The organism is Parahaliea mediterranea (assembly GCF_003402235.1).
In the GTDB taxonomy this organism is placed as follows: Bacteria; Pseudomonadota; Gammaproteobacteria; order Pseudomonadales; family Halieaceae; genus Parahaliea; species Parahaliea mediterranea.
Genome location: NZ_QEWO01000001.1, coordinates 461,883 through 476,166 on the forward strand (window position 1 = coordinate 461,883; position 14,284 = coordinate 476,166).

The following is a 14,284-nucleotide window of genomic DNA, read 5'->3' on the forward strand; positions in this document are numbered from 1 at the left end:
CGAAAAGCGCACCGAAAACCGCACCGCTCGCGCAGGCCGGGAAAAGCCCGTATCATTGCCGCCCCTTTTTACGTTCCATTCCATCGACAACGCTATAGCAGGACGCACGTTATGGTCATTATCCGCACTACCTTCGGCCCCATCACCCTCGACCTGGACGCCGAAAAGGCCCCGAAAACCGTAGAGAACTTCCTGAGCTACGCCCGCGACGGCCACTACGATGGCACCATTTTCCACCGCGTGATCGACAATTTCATGATTCAGGGCGGCGGCTTTGACACCGACATGAACCAGAAGTCTACCCAGGCGCCCATCGAGAACGAGGCCGACAACGGCCTGAAGAACGACTTTGGCACCATTGCCATGGCTCGCACCATGGACCCCCACTCCGCCACGGCCCAGTTCTTCATCAACGTGAAGGACAACGACTTCCTCAACCACAGCGGCAAGAACATGCAGGGCTGGGGCTACTGTGTGTTTGGCAAGGTGACCGAGGGCGCCGAGGTGCTGGATAAAATCCGCGCCGTGGCCACCACCAGCAAAAACGGTCACCAAGACGTGCCCGCCGAACCGGTCATCATCGAGACCGTGGACATCGTCGAAGGCTGACAACGCCCCGTGGCCGGCACCTGGTTCATTTCCGACCTGCACCTGGACCCCGGCCGGCCCGCAGTAACGCGGGCCTTCAGCGAGTTTCTTGACGCCCACCGCCACGCCGACGCCCTCTACATTCTGGGGGACTTCTTTGAAGCCTGGATCGGCGATGACGATGACGCCCCACTGGGGCAACAGGTGGCGAGCTGGCTGGCGGACTTCAGCGCCGCCGGCCCGGCCCTGTACCTGATGGTGGGCAACCGCGACTTCCTGCTGGGCGAGGACTTTGCCCGGCGCGCTGGCGCCACCCTCCTCCCCGACCCCAGTGTGATCGACCTCTACGGCCACCGCGTGCTGCTGATGCACGGCGACAGCCTGTGCACCGGCGATACGGACTACTTGCAGTTTCGCGCCATGGCCCGCAGCCCCGCCTGGCAGGCCGAGGTGCTGGCCCGCCCCCTGGCGGAGCGCCGGGCACTGGCGGCGCAGTTGCGCAGCATGAGCAGCGAGTCCAACTCCAACAAGGCGGAAGACATCATGGACGTGACGCCCCGGGAGGTGGAAGCCGCCCTGCGCGAGCACGGCGTGGACTGCCTGATTCACGGTCACACCCACCGCCCGGACCATCACCGGCACGCCAATGGCGAGCGCTGGGTGCTGGGGGACTGGCACGACTCGGCCCTGCTGTTGAAGGCGAGTTCAGGCAGCACATTAAGTTTCGAAAAACTGAATATTGCCAAATAGTTAGGGCGACTACTTAAGCCATAACCGCAATACTATTAATTAAGGCAAACCCGCGCCACTATGCCGCTGCCGGCACCCCGCTGTGAAAGCGAAATTCCGTGTCCGGCGACTCGATCAGCCCCTGCTCCACCGCCAGCAGCACCGGCAACCGCTCGTCCACCTCGGCGCCGGCACTCACGCTGCGGGCCAGCTTCAGGTAATCCATGAAGTGGCGCGATTCGGACTTCAGCAACGAGCGGTAAAACTGCCCCAACTCCTGGTCCAGTTCCGGCGCGATGGCCGCAAAACGCTCGCAGGAGCGCGCCTCGATAATCGCCCCCACCAACAGGGTATCCACCAGGCGCCCCGGCTCGTTGCGCCGCACCTGCTCGCGCAGTGCACCGGCGTAGCGGGCGGCGCTGAGCTGGGGGTAGGCAACGCCCCGCTTGCCCATCAGGGCGATCACCTGCTCGAAGTGGCGCAGCTCCTCCCGCGCCAAGCGCGACAGTTTGTTCAGCAGCACCGGCTGGTCGGTGTAGCGGTACATCAGGTTCAGCGCCGTGGAGGCGGCCTTCTTTTCGCAATTGGCGTGGTCGATCAGCAGCAGTTGCGGGTGCTGCAAGGCCCAGTCCACCCAGGCCCGGGGCGTGGCGCAGGGCAAAAAATCGAGGATATGACTGATATCCACCGCGCTCACGAGCCGGCTCCGGCGAACAGGTCTGGCGTGGCGATGTAGCGCTCGTAGTGGGCGTCGGAGAGGATGAAAAACTCCCGGTCGATGGTGTCGCGCAGCTGCTGCAGGGGCATGTCGGCAAAATCCGGGTTGACCATGAAGCCGAACTCGCTGGTGTCGGTAATCTGCCCGGCCCCGGCCTTGAGCAGGCTGAACACCCAGCAGTACTCATCGTGGTGGGCAACAAAGCGCACGTTCTGCACCTTAAGCTGCCACTGCAGCAGGGCCTTGTCGGTCACCGCCAGCTTGTTGCTCACACACTGGGACAGAAAGCCCGACAGGCGCGCATCGATGGCGCGCTTCTGCTCCGGGGTGTAGCTGTTCCAGTTGATCACCTCGTGACTGAAGCGCTTGCAGCCCCGGCACACAGCATCGCCAATACCGGTGGAACAGACGCCGATACAGGGGGTTTTGATGGTGGGGTCGTGCATAGGATGCGAATCGGGCGAGGCGGACAACAGCGTCGTCAGTCTAAGGTATCAGCCGAATGAATGCACGGTATAAGCGCTTGATTAATTTAATTGTTTCAGCGACTCGGCTATAATTGCGCCCCGATTTTTCCTTCACCGGACTGCCCCGGGGGTCTGCAACTGCCGCGACCCTGTTTCCGGGCGGCCATCTCACAAGGAGCTCTACCGTGCTAGAAGCCTATCGCGAACACGTGGCGGAACGCGCCGCCCAGGACATCCCACCCAAGCCGCTAAATGCCGAGCAGGTTGCCGGCCTGGTGGAGCTGCTGAAAAACCCGCCCGCCGGGGAAGAGGCCTTCCTGCTGGAACTGATCACCGACCGCGTGCCCCCCGGTGTGGACGAAGCCGCCTACGTTAAGGCCGGCTTCCTGTCTGCCATCGTCAAGGGCGAGGCCGAAAGCCCCCTGATCGACAAGGCCGCCGCAGTCAAACTGCTGGGCAACATGCACGGCGGCTACAACATCGCCACCCTGGTGGAACTGCTGGAAGACGCCGAGCTGGGCGAGCTGGCCGCCACCGAACTCAAGCACACCCTGCTGATGTTCGACGCCTTCCACGACGTGGACGAGCTGGCCAAGGCCGGCAATGCCAACGCCAAGGCGGTGCTGGAATCCTGGGCCGAAGGCGAGTGGTTCACTGCCCGCGAGGCAGTGGCCGAGTCGATCAAGGTTGCCGTGTTCAAGGTAACCGGCGAAACCAACACCGACGACCTGTCCCCGGCACCCGATGCCTGGAGCCGCCCGGACATCCCCCTGCACGCCCGCGCCATGTACAAAATGACCCGCGACGGCCTGACCCCGCAAGAACACGGCGTCACCGGCCCCATGCAGCAGGTTGACGAGATCAAGGCCAAGGGCCTGCCGGTGGCCTTCGTGGGCGACGTGGTGGGCACCGGTTCCTCCCGCAAATCCGCCACCAACTCCGTGCTGTGGTTCTTCGGCGACGACATGCCCGGCGTGCCCAACAAAAAAGGCGGCGGCATCTGCATCGGCGGCAAAGTGGCTCCCATCTTCTACAACACCATGGAAGATGCCGGCGCCCTGGTGTTTGAAGCCGACGTGGACAACCTGAACATGGGCGACGTGATCGAGATTCGCCCCTATGAAGGCAAAATCCTCAACGAAGCCGGCGACACCGTTTCCGAGTTCGAACTGAAGTCCGACGTGCTGCTGGACGAAGTGCGCGCCGGCGGGCGCATCAACCTGATCATCGGGCGCGGCCTAACCGGCAAGGCCCGCGAAGCGCTAGGCCTGCCCGCCTCCGACCTGTTCCGCACCCCGGAGCAGCCGGCCGACACCGGCAAGGGCTACACCCTGGCCCAGAAGATGGTGGGCAAGGCCTGTGGCGTTGAGGGCGTGCGCCCCGGCACCTACTGTGAGCCGAAAATGACCACCGTGGGCTCCCAGGACACCACCGGCCCGATGACCCGCGACGAGCTGAAAGACCTGGCCTGCCTCGGCTTCTCTGCCGACTTGACCATGCAGTCCTTCTGCCACACCGCGGCCTACCCCAAGCCGGTGGACATCGACACCCAGCACACCCTGCCCGACTTCATCATGACCCGCGGCGGCGTCAGCCTTCGCCCGGGCGATGGCATCATCCACAGCTGGCTGAACCGCATGCTGCTGCCCGACACCGTGGGCACTGGCGGCGATTCCCACACCCGCTTCCCGATGGGCATCTCCTTCCCGGCGGGCTCTGGCCTGGTGGCCTTTGCGGCCGCCACCGGCGTAATGCCGCTGGACATGCCGGAATCGGTACTGGTGCGCTTCAAGGGCAAAATGCAGCCCGGTATCACCCTGCGCGACCTGGTGCACGCCATTCCCTACTACGCCATCCAGGAAGGCCTGCTGACCGTCGAGAAGAAGGGCAAGAAAAACATCTTCTCCGGCCGTGTACTGGAAATTGAAGGCCTTGACCACCTGACCGTGGAGCAGGCCTTCGAGCTGTCCGACGCCTCCGCCGAGCGCTCCGCCGCCGGCTGCACCATCAAACTGCCGGAAAGCGCCATTGCCGAATACCTGCGCTCCAACATCGTGCTGCTGCGCAGCATGGTGGCCGAGGGCTACGGTGACCCGCGCACCCTGGAGCGCCGCGCCCAGAAGATGGAAGAGTGGCTGGCCAACCCCGAGCTGATGGAAGCCGACGCCGACGCCGAGTACGCAGCGGTGATCGAGATCGACCTGGCGGACGTGACCGAGCCGGTGGTGTGCTGCCCCAACGACCCGGATGACGCGAAACTGCTGTCTGAAGTGGCGGGCGACAAAGTGGACGAAGTGTTCATCGGCTCCTGCATGACCAACATCGGCCACTTCCGCGCCGCCGGCAAACTGCTGGAGCAGCACAAGGGCGGTATCTCCACCCGCATGTGGATCAGCCCCCCCACCCGCATGGACGAACACCAGCTGATGGAAGAAGGCTACTTCAACATCTTCGGCGCTGCCGGTGCCCGCACCGAAATGCCCGGCTGCTCCCTGTGCATGGGCAACCAGGCGCGCGTGGCGGCCAACAGCACCGTGCTGTCCACCTCCACCCGTAACTTCCCCAACCGCCTGGGCGACGGCGCCAACGTCTACCTGACCAGCGCCGAGCTGGCCAGCGTGGGCGCGATCCTCGGCAAACTGCCAACCCCGGCGGAGTACATGGAATACGCCAAAAACCTGGATTCCATGAGCGCCGAAATCTACCGCTACATGAACTTCGACCAGATTGTGGAGTTCCAGAAGAGCGCCGAGGAAGGCAAGCGGATTGCAGCGGTGGAAATCAGCGAGATAACCGCCGCCTGATTCGCCCCAGCGCCTAAACGGTAAGCAAAAGCCCCGCAGCCTGAACAGCTGCGGGGCTTTTTTATGTCCTATGTTTTGTGCGCTATGTTTTGTGTTTTGTGCTGCGGGGCCTGCTGCCGGTCCTCGCCTCAGCGATCGCGCCAGCGCTGGGCGAAGCGCAGGATGCGCAGGAACTTGGGGCACTCGAAGTGGCTGGGCGCGGTGCAGGCGGCGGCGTGGCGCAGGCCGTCGCGCATCAGCGTAAGCTCTTGGATTTTCGCATCCAGCGCCTGCGCCTTGGCCGTAAGGAGATCGCGGTCGATGGCCGGCCCGTCCGGGGTGAACATGGCCAGCATTTCATCCAGCGAAAAGCCCACCCGGCTGCCCAGTTTGATCAGCGCCAGGCGCTCAAGCACATTGGCGCTGAACTGCCGGCGCAGCCCCACCCGCCCGATGGAGCGTATCAGCCCCTTGTCTTCGTAGTAACGCAGCGTCGAGGCGGGTAGCCCGGAGGCGCTGGCAACTTCGGCAATGTCCATGCGATAAACCCGAATACGGTACCAATTAACCGTTGACTTAAAGTCGACTTGAATTGGCATAGTAGAGCGGTACCTGGCGGGAAACAAGCGCGCCAGCCACCCACCGGCAAACCGTGTAAGCCGTGCAAATCAAGCAAGCCGAGCAAGCACAACCTTTCAAAGGGGATGAACATTCATGGACACTGAATTCTGGCACCACAAATGGCGCGAGGGCGACATCGCCTTCCACGAAGGGGCGCCCAACGCCCTGCTGCAAACTCACTTACCACGCCTTGGCCTTGCCACCGGCAGCCGCATCTTCCTTCCCCTGTGCGGCAAAACCCGCGACATTGCGTGGCTGCTGGCACAGGGCTACCGCGTTGCCGGCGCGGAGCTGAGCCAACTCGCCATCCGTCAGCTGTTCAGCGAACTGGGCCTGACGCCAGACGTGAAAGAGACCGGTGCACTGGCCCACTACCGCGCAGAGCACATCGACATCTTCGTCGGCGACATTTTCGCGCTGAACGCACAGGCCCTGGAGCCGGTACAGGCCATCTACGACCGCGCCGCCCTGGTGGCCCTTCCGGCTGATATCCGGCGGCGCTACAGCGCCCACCTGGCAGCCATCACCGCCGCTGCGCCGCAGCTGCTGGTCACCCTGGCCTACGACCCAGCGCAACTGGACGGCCCGCCCTTCTCCATCGACGGGCCCGAGGTGCAACGCCAGTACCAGGGCATCTACCAGATCACCGAGCTGGCCCGCAAGGCCGTGCCGGGTGGGCTGAAGGGCAAGGCCGAGGCAGTGGAAATCGCCTGGCACCTGCAGCCCGGCCGGTAACAAAAAGGCACCCCCGCAGGGAAACCGTAGTTACTGGCTGAATGCCGGCCAATGCGCAGGCCCGTTGACTGCCCCCGGCAGCGAATTTCAGTACACTGTTGGCCAGTTGTGCGGGCGCGCTGATGCGTCGGCGACAAAATCAGGCCTGGGGGCAAGCAACCATGAACTTCACCCTTCTTTGTATCGCGCTACTCGGCCTGCTGGTTTTCGCCGGCGGCTTTTATGTGTCCCTGTGCAGGAACAAGGCCGGGCTGGGTTCGGGTTACCCGGACGACCCCACCGATACGCTGCATAAGGCGGTCAGGGCACATGCCAATGCCGTGGAATACGCGCCCTTTGCGGCCATCCTGATTTACGCCATTGGCCAGACCGGCGCTGTGCTGGTGGCCTGGGTGCCGTGGGCCATGGGGGCGCTGGTGCTGGCCCGCTACTGCCATTTTGCCGGCATGGTCATGTCCGCCAGCATCGCCAAACCCCAGCCCCTGCGCTTTGTCGGCGCCCTGGGCACCTACATTGTGGGCACCTTTTTGTGCGTCTACCTTGCCTACCTGTCCTTCTGAGCCCGACCGCCTGCCCACTATCCACAGCGACCCGCAATGACACTCACTCTGTTTGTACTCTCCTGCCTGGTGGTGCTGGCCACCACCCTGCCCCTGCTACGGCATTCGCACTGGCTGGTTCGCGGGCTTGATTTTCCGCGCCTGCAACTGGCGGTGCTGGCCGCCCTGCTGCTGGCCACCCAGGCCTGGCTGCTGGATTACGGCCAGCCCGCTGCCTGGCTGATGAGCGCCGCAGTGCTGGCCGCCCTGTGCTGGCAACTGCGCTGGATACTGCCCTACACCCGCCTGTGGCGGCTGGAGGTAGCCGCCGCCAGTCTCCAGGTAGAGCCCGAGCGCCATATCAGCATTCTCACCGCCAATGTACTGACCCCCAACCGCCAGGCGCACCAGTTGATTGCCCTGGTGCACCAGTACCAGCCCGATATTCTGGTAACGCTGGAATCAGACCACTGGTGGGAGGGCCAGCTGGCCGAGCTCGAGCAGGACATGCCCTACACCATCAAGTGCCCGCTGGATAACCTCTACGGCATGCACGTGTATTCGCGCCTGCCGCTGGAGGATACAACCATCGATTTTCTGGTGGAGGACGATGTGCCCTCCATGCACGCCCTGGTGTGGCTGCGCACCGGCGACAGCGTGCGCATGCACTTTTTGCACCCGGCCCCGCCCAGCCCCACGGAGAACCCGGAATCCGCCGAGCGCGATGCGGAGCTGATTGTAGTGGCGCGCAGCGTAGCCGACAGCGACCAGCCATTGATTGTGACCGGCGACCTCAACGATGTGGCCTGGTCGCGCACCACCCGCCTGTTTCGCAAACTCAGCGGCCTGCTGGACCCGCGCGTGGGCCGCGGCATGTTCAACACCTTTCACGCCGGATACCCGCTACTGCGCTGGCCGCTGGATCACCTGTTCCACAGCGAGCACTTTACGGTGGCGTGCATCCAGCGCATGCCTCACATCGGCTCGGACCACTTTCCCCTGTTCACCCGGCTGGCATTCAACCCGGCCCGCAGCGCCAACGGCGAGGGCCTGGAAGCCGATGCCGACGACCGACAGTTCGCCCGCGAGATCACCCGCGAGCAGAATGTGGAGAAGGCCGATGTACCCGCCCCCGGCGCCTGATGGCGCGTCTACACCAAGCAAGCAATCCCGACGGGAGGACTGGTAATGCCTGGCACACACTTCCCCGGCACTGCGCTGCCCATCATCCAGGCGCCCATGGCCGGGGTTCAGGGCAGTGCCCTGGCCATTGCGGTGTGCAATGCCGGGGGGCTGGGCTCGCTGCCCTGCGCCATGCTGGGGCAAGACGCGCTCGCCGCCGAGCTGCGCGCCATCACCGCCGGCACCGGCAAGCCCTACAACGTGAACTTCTTCTGCCACCGCTCGCCCGAGCCCAACCCGCAGGCCGAAGCCCGCTGGCGCTCGGCCCTGGCGCCCTTCTACCGGGAGCTGGGCATTGCGGCACCGGATGCGCCCCGCGCCGGCGGCCGCCAGCCCTTCAGCCACGCGGCGGCAGATGTACTGGAAGCCTTCGAACCCGCGGTGGTGAGTTTTCACTTTGGCTTGCCCGCGCCCGACCTGTTGGCCCGGGTGCGCCGCTGGGGGGCGCAGGTGATAGCCACCGCCACCACGGTGGCCGAGGCCCGGTGGCTGGCTGAGCGCGGCGTGGACGCCATCATCGCCCAGGGCCTAGAGGCCGGTGGGCACCGCGGGCATTTTCTTGACCCGGGCCTGGCCGGCCAGACCGATACCACCACACTGCTGCGGCAGATTGTGGCGGCGGTTGGTGTGCCGGTGATCGCCAGCGGCGGCATTGCAGAGCACGCCGACGTCAGCGCCGCCCTGCAGGCCGGTGCCGCCTCGGTACAGGTGGGCACCGCCTACCTGCTGTGCCCGGAGGCCACCACCTCGACGGTGCACCGGGCGGCGATCAGCGCACCGGAGCAGGCCAACACGGCCCTCACCAACCTGTTTTCCGGCCGCCTGGCACGCGGCATCTGCAATCGCCTGATGCGCGAGCTGGGCCCGGTCAGTACAATGGCGCCCGAATTTCCCCTGGCGGCCACTGCCATCGCGCCCCTGCGGGCCGGCTTTGAGGCGCGCGGCAGCGGCGACTGTTCACCCCTCTGGGCGGGCGAGCGGTTCCGCCAGTGCCGCGCCATTCCCGCCGCGCAACTCACCCGCGAACTGGCGGGCGCGCCTTTGCCCTTGCCCTAACCCTTGCCCTTACAACAGGACACCAGAATATGGACGAGCTTAAGCTCAGCGACGAGCAGAAATCCCGCCTGGTGGCGCGGGTAAAAACCTATGTCAGCGACGAATTGGACCAGGATATCGGCGCCTTTGAGGCGGAATTTCTGATCGACTTCATCGCCGCCGAACTGGGCCCGGTGATCTACAACCAGGGCCTGGCGGACGCCCAGCAGCTGTTCCGGGAAAAAACCGAAGAGCTGAGCTACCAGATCCACGAACTGGAAAAGGCCCTGCCCTGAGGGCGGGCCACAAAGGACACAGCATGAGTGAATTTCCCCCCTGTCCCCAATGCCAGGGCAGCTACACCTACCAGGACCGGGACCACTTTGTGTGCCCGGAATGCGGCCACGAGTGGTCTGGCGATGCCAGCGAGGCAGCCGATGACGGCCTGCAGGTGCTGGATGCCAACGGCAACCGCCTGGCCGACGGCGACACGGTGACGGTGATCAAAGACCTGAAAGTGAAGGGCTCGTCGTCGGTAGTGAAGGTGGGCACCAAGGTCAAGAACGTGCGCCTGGTGGAGGGCGACCACAACTTGGACTGCAAGATCGACGGGATCGGCGCGATGAAGCTGAAGTCGGAGTTTGTAAAGAAGGCCTGATGCAGGCGAATACGGGATGCGGGGGCCGGCCGGCCCCCACAGCCAGGGATGTTGCCTAGCGGAAGGACTTTTTGCCAGCGCCGGGCTTTTTGCCCGGGCTTTTACCGGCCGTTTTGCCGGGTGCTCCGGTAGGCTTTTCTCCTTGCTTGGCCCCTTGCTTAGCCCCTCGTTTTTCCTGCGCCTTGGGACCCTTGCTCGCGGGGCGTTTGCCCTTGCCAGCAGAGCCTCTTTCTGCCCGCCCCGATTCACCACGCGCTGATTCGCCACGCCCCGCCGCATCCAGCCGGCTGATCTGCAGGCGCTGGCCGCTCACCCACACTTTTTTCAGGTGCTGGAACAGCTCTTTTGGCATGCCTTCTGGCAGGTCAACGGTGCTGTGATCGTCAAAAATTGCGATGTGGCCAATGTATTGGCTGTCGATTTCCGCCTCGTTGGCAATGGCGCCCACGATGTTGCCGGGCTTCACGCCGTGACTGTGGCCCACTTCGATACGAAAGCGCTCCATGCCCACGTCCGGGTGGGTGCGCTCAAGGCGCGGCTTTTTCGGCTCTCGGGGCTTGTCGTCGAAGTCGCGCGCTTTGGTGCGGGGGGGCTTGCTTGCGCTGCCGCGGGCTTGCTCTGAGCCGCCACGCGCGTAGTCCGTACCGCCGCGCGGGGTGTCCTCGGCCGCGTCCGCGCGCCCGCCCTTGCCGGCCTGCAGGGGCTTTTCACCCTGCACCAGCAGGGCCAGGGCGGCGGCAATGTCGATCACCGGCACGCCGTGCTCCTGCTGGTAAAGGCTCACCTGTTCGCGCATGGCCTCAATGTCGCGGCTCGCCAGCACCTCGGTGATGCGGGCGCGAAACCGCTCGGCGCGCTTGTCCGCCACTTGCTCCACGCTGGGCAGCACCATTTTGTCGATGGGCTTGCCGGTAGCCTTCTCGATGGCCCGCAGCAGGCGCCGCTCGCGGTTGGCGGCAAACAGAATGGCCTCGCCGGTGCGCCCGGCGCGGCCGGTGCGGCCGATGCGGTGAACGTAGGCCTCCACGTCGTAGGGAATGTCGTAGTTGATCACGTGGCTGATGCGCTCCACATCCAGCCCGCGGGCGGCCACGTCGGTGGCCACCAGAATGTCCAGCGCGCCTTTCTTCAGCTGCTCGACGGTTTTTTCCCGCTGCTTCTGCGCCACATCGCCGTTCAGGGCCGCCGCCACATAACCCCGGGCGGCGAGTTTGTCGGCCAGCTCGGTGGTGGCCAGGCGGGTGCGCACGAAGATGATGATGCCGTCTGTATCCTCGGTCTCCAGGATGCGGGTCAGCGCGTCCAGTTTGTGTACGCCGGCCATCATCCACACGCGCTGGCGAATGTTGTCGTTGGTCACCGACTTCATCTCGATGGTGACCTCCACCGGCTCGTTCAGGTGGGAACGGGCAATGCGGCGAATGGCATCCGGCATGGTGGCGGAAAACAGCGCAATCTGGCGTTCCGGCGGGGTCTGGGTCAGCACCCATTCCACATCGTCGATAAAGCCCATGCGCAGCATTTCGTCGGCTTCATCCAGCACCAGCAGCTTGAGGGTGTCCAGCTTCAAAGAGCCCCGGCGCATGTGGTCCATCACCCGCCCCGGGGTGCCCACAATCACGTGCACGCCGCGCTGCAACTGGCGCAGCTGGCCGCGATAATCAGAGCCACCGTACAGGGGCAGAATGCGAAAACCCGGCAGGTGGTGGGCGTATTTCTGGAAGGCCTCGGCCACCTGGATGGCCAGCTCCCGGGTGGGGGCCAGCACCAGTACCTGCGGCTCGCAGCGCGCCATATCCAGGTTGGCCAGCGCCGGCAGGGCAAAGGCCGCGGTTTTGCCGGTGCCTGTCTGGGCCTGGCCGACCAGATCCGAGCCGCCCAGCAACACAGGAATGGTGCGCGCCTGGATGGCAGAGGGGGTTTCGTAGCCAACATCGCGCAGCCCCTGTTGCAGTGCGTCGGGAAGGGCGAGGTCTGCGAAACGGGTCGCATGGGATTCAGAAGACATTGGGAGGCCTGCAGATGGGGTGGTGCCGGAGGGCGGCCAGCAAGTATACAGGGCCGGCAATGGCCTGTAATGGCAATATTGCCGGCGCGGCGGGCGATGTGAGCGGCCGGCGAAGATTGGTTATCATGCCCGGGCATCCACCGCAGGGAGAACCCCATGCCCGTCTACGCACTGAACCTGTTCGATGTCGCCGACCGGGACGAGTACCTGGCCTACGCCCGCCGCTCCACCGCCGAGGTTGAACGCCACGGCGGCCACGTTGTGGCCCTCGGCAAATTCCACGAAGCCGTGCAGGGCGACATCAGCCCGCGCTCGGTGCTGATTCTGGTGGAGTGGGAATCGCGCCAGGCCTTCGACAACTACCGGGCGGACCCGACCCTCCACGACCTGCACCCCCACCGCGAGAATGGCACCCGCAGCTACATCTGGCACCTGTTCGACAAGCTGGACGACCTGCGCCCCATTTTGAAGGCCGCCGGGTGAGACTGGCGGCCCTTCTGCTGCTGCTTGGCCTGGCGCCACTGGGCGCGCTGGCAGAGCCGTCACCTGCCCCCTGCGCCACCACTGGCCTCAGCGTGATGCTGGTGCGCCATGCAGAAAAACAGCCAACAGGCGAAGACCCGGCCCTGTCCCCGGCCGGTGAAGCGCGCGCCCGCGCGCTGGCCACCACCCTGGGCGACGCCTGCATAGCGCACATTCACAGCTCCGACTATCGCCGCACCCGCGACACCGCCGCCCCGCTGGCCAAGGCGCTTGGCCGCAAGGTGGCCATCTACGATGTGGATGATCTGCCGGCCCTGAAGGCGGCTTTGATAGCCACCGGCGGCCGCCACCTGGTGGTGGGCCACAGCGATACCACGCCGGAGCTGGTGCGGCTGCTTGGCGGCGACGCCGGCAGTGCCATCGATGAAGCGACCGAGTACGACCGCCTCTACATGGTTACCGTGGATGAGCGTGGCGTGGTGACCACCACCCTGCTGCGCTACGGGGCTGCGTCTGCGTCACGCTCCGGCGTGTCACCACCAAGCAGCGCAAGCCCGGCCTCGGGATAGCGGGTGCCCTGCACGGCTATCGCTTGCAGCGCGCTGTGCAATTGGGCCTGCGCTTGTTCATCCAGCACCAGCGACACCGCCGCGGCGTTTTCCGCCAGGCGCTGCAGGCTGCGCGTGCCCGGAATGGCCACCAGGGCGTCATCCCGGGCCAGCAGCCAGGCCAGGGCCAGCTGCGCCGGCGTGCAGCCTCTGTCGTTCGCCAGGGCGCTTACCGCGTCCACCAGCTGCAGGTTGAGGTGGAAGTTCTCGGCGGAAAAACGCGGGTTGTTCAGGCGCCAGTCGTCGGCATCCAGGTCGCTCCGGCTGCGGATGGCCCCGGTCAGAAAGCCGCGCCCCAGCGGGCTATAGGCCACAAAGCCAATGCCCAGTTCGCGGCAGGTGGGCAGTATCTCGGCCTCGACATCGCGCGACCACAGGGAGTACTCGCTCTGTAGCGCGGCAATGGGGTGCACCGCGCTGGCCCGGCGCAGGGTTTGCGCACTCGCTTCCGACAGCCCGAGGTGGCGTACCTTGCCGGCCGCTACCAGTTCCGCCATCGCACCCACGGTGTCCTCGATGGGCACCTGCGGGTCGACCCGGTGCTGGTAGTAAAGGTCGATGTAATCCACCCCCAGCCGCTTGAGGCTGGCATCGCAGGCAGACTTCACGTACTCCGGCCTGCCGTTCACGCCCAGGAACTCGCCCCGGGCATTGCGCACGTTGCCAAATTTGGTGGCCAGCTGTACCTGCGCCCGCGCGTGGGGCTGCTGCTTAAAAAACCGGCCAAGCAGTTGTTCGTTGGTCCAGGGGCCGTACATGTCGGCGGTATCCCAGAAGGTCACCCCCTGCTGCAGCGCGCCGTCCAGCACCGCGAGGTTGGCAGCCTCGTCCGCGCCGCCGTAAAAATCCGACATGCCCATGCAGCCCAGGCCCATTGCTGAAACGCGCAGACCCTGCCTGCCAAGTAGTCTGGTATCCATCGTCTTGTGCTCCTGTAGTTAGTGGGAGGTTGGTGGTGGGTGGAAAGTGGTGGGTGGAAAGTGGTGGGTGGAAAGTGGTGGGTGGAAAGTGATGTGAGGGAACAGTATGGCCACCGCCGCGCCGTCGGGCTTGGCCAATCGTCCCGGACATTTGCCTATTCCTGCACAGGCGAGCGCGCGGCGCTTCCCATTCGGCCCCGGCGCCCTACA

Annotated in this window: 16 protein-coding genes; 11 read left to right on the forward strand and 5 right to left on the reverse strand. The window is 65.0% G+C overall.

Annotated features, from left to right (window positions below; all coding sequences use genetic code 11):
• Positions 1-111: 111 nt before the first annotated feature.
• Positions 112-609 (forward strand): peptidylprolyl isomerase, encoded by a 498-nt coding sequence (locus tag DDZ17_RS01965; RefSeq protein ID WP_116364268.1) that lies wholly within the window; start codon positions 112-114, stop codon positions 607-609.
• 9 nt (positions 610-618) lie between these two features.
• Entirely contained in the window at positions 619-1,338 is a 720-nt protein-coding gene (locus DDZ17_RS01970) for a UDP-2,3-diacylglucosamine diphosphatase (RefSeq protein ID WP_116364269.1), read from the forward strand.
• Between the two features lie 58 nt (positions 1,339-1,396).
• Here DDZ17_RS01970 and DDZ17_RS01975 read toward each other — a convergent pair whose 3' ends face one another.
• Positions 1,397-2,014, reverse strand: coding sequence for a MiaE family protein (locus DDZ17_RS01975; protein ID WP_116364270.1), 618 nt, complete (start codon positions 2,012-2,014; stop codon positions 1,397-1,399).
• Positions 2,011-2,481 carry a DUF1289 domain-containing protein gene (locus DDZ17_RS01980; RefSeq protein ID WP_116364271.1) on the reverse strand — a complete coding sequence of 157 codons (471 nt, stop codon included), beginning with the start codon at positions 2,479-2,481 and terminating at the stop codon, positions 2,011-2,013. The genes DDZ17_RS01975 and DDZ17_RS01980 overlap by 4 nt, the downstream gene beginning before the upstream one ends.
• A gap of 206 nt (positions 2,482-2,687) precedes the next feature.
• Between DDZ17_RS01980 and acnB the strand changes: the two genes are divergently transcribed.
• Complete coding sequence (gene acnB, locus DDZ17_RS01985; RefSeq protein WP_116364272.1) at positions 2,688-5,306, forward strand: bifunctional aconitate hydratase 2/2-methylisocitrate dehydratase; 2,619 nt, start codon at positions 2,688-2,690, stop codon at positions 5,304-5,306.
• Positions 5,307-5,434: 128 nt separating this feature from the next.
• Here acnB and DDZ17_RS01990 read toward each other — a convergent pair whose 3' ends face one another.
• Positions 5,435-5,824: a helix-turn-helix domain-containing protein gene (locus DDZ17_RS01990; protein ID WP_116364273.1), complete on the reverse strand. Its 390-nt coding sequence runs from the start codon at positions 5,822-5,824 to the stop codon at positions 5,435-5,437.
• 175 nt (positions 5,825-5,999) lie between these two features.
• On the opposite strand from DDZ17_RS01990, the gene tmpT reads away from it, so the two are divergent.
• The 6 genes from tmpT (at position 6,000) to DDZ17_RS02020 (ending at position 10,055) form a co-directional block, all read left to right on the forward strand.
• Positions 6,000-6,641 (forward strand): thiopurine S-methyltransferase, encoded by a 642-nt coding sequence (gene tmpT / locus DDZ17_RS01995; protein WP_116364274.1) that lies wholly within the window; start codon positions 6,000-6,002, stop codon positions 6,639-6,641.
• 161 nt (positions 6,642-6,802) lie between these two features.
• Entirely contained in the window at positions 6,803-7,201 is a 399-nt protein-coding gene (locus DDZ17_RS02000) for an MAPEG family protein (RefSeq protein WP_116364275.1), read from the forward strand.
• Positions 7,202-7,237: 36 nt separating this feature from the next.
• Positions 7,238-8,323 (forward strand): endonuclease/exonuclease/phosphatase family protein, encoded by a 1,086-nt coding sequence (locus DDZ17_RS02005; protein WP_116364276.1) that lies wholly within the window; start codon positions 7,238-7,240, stop codon positions 8,321-8,323.
• Between the two features lie 45 nt (positions 8,324-8,368).
• Positions 8,369-9,418 (forward strand): NAD(P)H-dependent flavin oxidoreductase, encoded by a 1,050-nt coding sequence (locus DDZ17_RS02010; RefSeq protein ID WP_116364277.1) that lies wholly within the window; start codon positions 8,369-8,371, stop codon positions 9,416-9,418.
• A gap of 29 nt (positions 9,419-9,447) precedes the next feature.
• Positions 9,448-9,693 carry a DUF2164 domain-containing protein gene (locus DDZ17_RS02015; protein WP_116364278.1) on the forward strand — a complete coding sequence of 82 codons (246 nt, stop codon included), beginning with the start codon at positions 9,448-9,450 and terminating at the stop codon, positions 9,691-9,693.
• A 23-nt stretch (positions 9,694-9,716) separates the two neighbouring features.
• The gene (locus tag DDZ17_RS02020; RefSeq protein WP_116364279.1) at positions 9,717-10,055 is read left to right on the forward strand and encodes a zinc ribbon domain-containing protein YjdM; all 339 of its coding nucleotides are present in this window, start codon (positions 9,717-9,719) and stop codon (positions 10,053-10,055) included.
• 55 nt (positions 10,056-10,110) lie between these two features.
• On the opposite strand, the gene DDZ17_RS02025 is transcribed toward DDZ17_RS02020, so the two are convergent.
• Complete coding sequence (locus DDZ17_RS02025) at positions 10,111-12,063, reverse strand: DEAD/DEAH box helicase (protein ID WP_116364280.1); 1,953 nt, start codon at positions 12,061-12,063, stop codon at positions 10,111-10,113.
• A gap of 156 nt (positions 12,064-12,219) precedes the next feature.
• Here DDZ17_RS02025 and DDZ17_RS02030 point away from each other — a divergent pair, with 156 nt between their 5' ends.
• Both DDZ17_RS02030 and DDZ17_RS02035 read left to right on the forward strand, forming a co-directional pair.
• On the forward strand, positions 12,220-12,546 hold the full coding sequence (locus tag DDZ17_RS02030; RefSeq protein ID WP_116364281.1) for a DUF1330 domain-containing protein: 327 nt from the start codon (positions 12,220-12,222) through the stop codon (positions 12,544-12,546).
• A complete protein-coding gene (locus DDZ17_RS02035; RefSeq protein ID WP_116364282.1) occupies positions 12,543-13,115 on the forward strand; it encodes a SixA phosphatase family protein in 573 nt (190 codons plus the stop codon). Before DDZ17_RS02030 ends, DDZ17_RS02035 begins: the two co-directional genes overlap by 4 nt.
• On the opposite strand, the gene DDZ17_RS02040 is transcribed toward DDZ17_RS02035, so the two are convergent.
• Positions 13,046-14,074, reverse strand: a complete 1,029-nt coding sequence (locus DDZ17_RS02040; RefSeq protein ID WP_116364283.1) for an aldo/keto reductase — start codon at positions 14,072-14,074, stop codon at positions 13,046-13,048. The genes DDZ17_RS02035 and DDZ17_RS02040 overlap by 70 nt on opposite strands.
• Positions 14,075-14,284: the final 210 nt, after the last annotated feature.

What these genes read in the sequence shown, in the direction of transcription:
- DDZ17_RS02020 (WP_116364279.1), top strand. Translation starts at nt 9,717, where the DNA reads ATGAGTGAATTTCCCCCCTGTCCCCAATGCCAGGGCAGCTACACCTAC.
- DDZ17_RS02010 (WP_116364277.1), top strand. Translation starts at nt 8,369, where the DNA reads ATGCCTGGCACACACTTCCCCGGCACTGCGCTGCCCATCATCCAGGCG.
- DDZ17_RS02015 (WP_116364278.1), top strand. Translation starts at nt 9,448, where the DNA reads ATGGACGAGCTTAAGCTCAGCGACGAGCAGAAATCCCGCCTGGTGGCG.
- DDZ17_RS01965 (WP_116364268.1), top strand. Translation starts at nt 112, where the DNA reads ATGGTCATTATCCGCACTACCTTCGGCCCCATCACCCTCGACCTGGAC.
- DDZ17_RS01990 (WP_116364273.1), bottom strand. Translation starts at nt 5,824, where the DNA reads ATGGACATTGCCGAAGTTGCCAGCGCCTCCGGGCTACCCGCCTCGACG.
- DDZ17_RS02040 (WP_116364283.1), bottom strand. Translation starts at nt 14,074, where the DNA reads ATGGATACCAGACTACTTGGCAGGCAGGGTCTGCGCGTTTCAGCAATG.
- DDZ17_RS02025 (WP_116364280.1), bottom strand. Translation starts at nt 12,063, where the DNA reads ATGTCTTCTGAATCCCATGCGACCCGTTTCGCAGACCTCGCCCTTCCC.
- DDZ17_RS02030 (WP_116364281.1), top strand. Translation starts at nt 12,220, where the DNA reads ATGCCCGTCTACGCACTGAACCTGTTCGATGTCGCCGACCGGGACGAG.
- DDZ17_RS01980 (WP_116364271.1), bottom strand. Translation starts at nt 2,481, where the DNA reads ATGCACGACCCCACCATCAAAACCCCCTGTATCGGCGTCTGTTCCACC.
- DDZ17_RS02005 (WP_116364276.1), top strand. Translation starts at nt 7,238, where the DNA reads ATGACACTCACTCTGTTTGTACTCTCCTGCCTGGTGGTGCTGGCCACC.
- tmpT (WP_116364274.1), top strand. Translation starts at nt 6,000, where the DNA reads ATGGACACTGAATTCTGGCACCACAAATGGCGCGAGGGCGACATCGCC.
- DDZ17_RS02000 (WP_116364275.1), top strand. Translation starts at nt 6,803, where the DNA reads ATGAACTTCACCCTTCTTTGTATCGCGCTACTCGGCCTGCTGGTTTTC.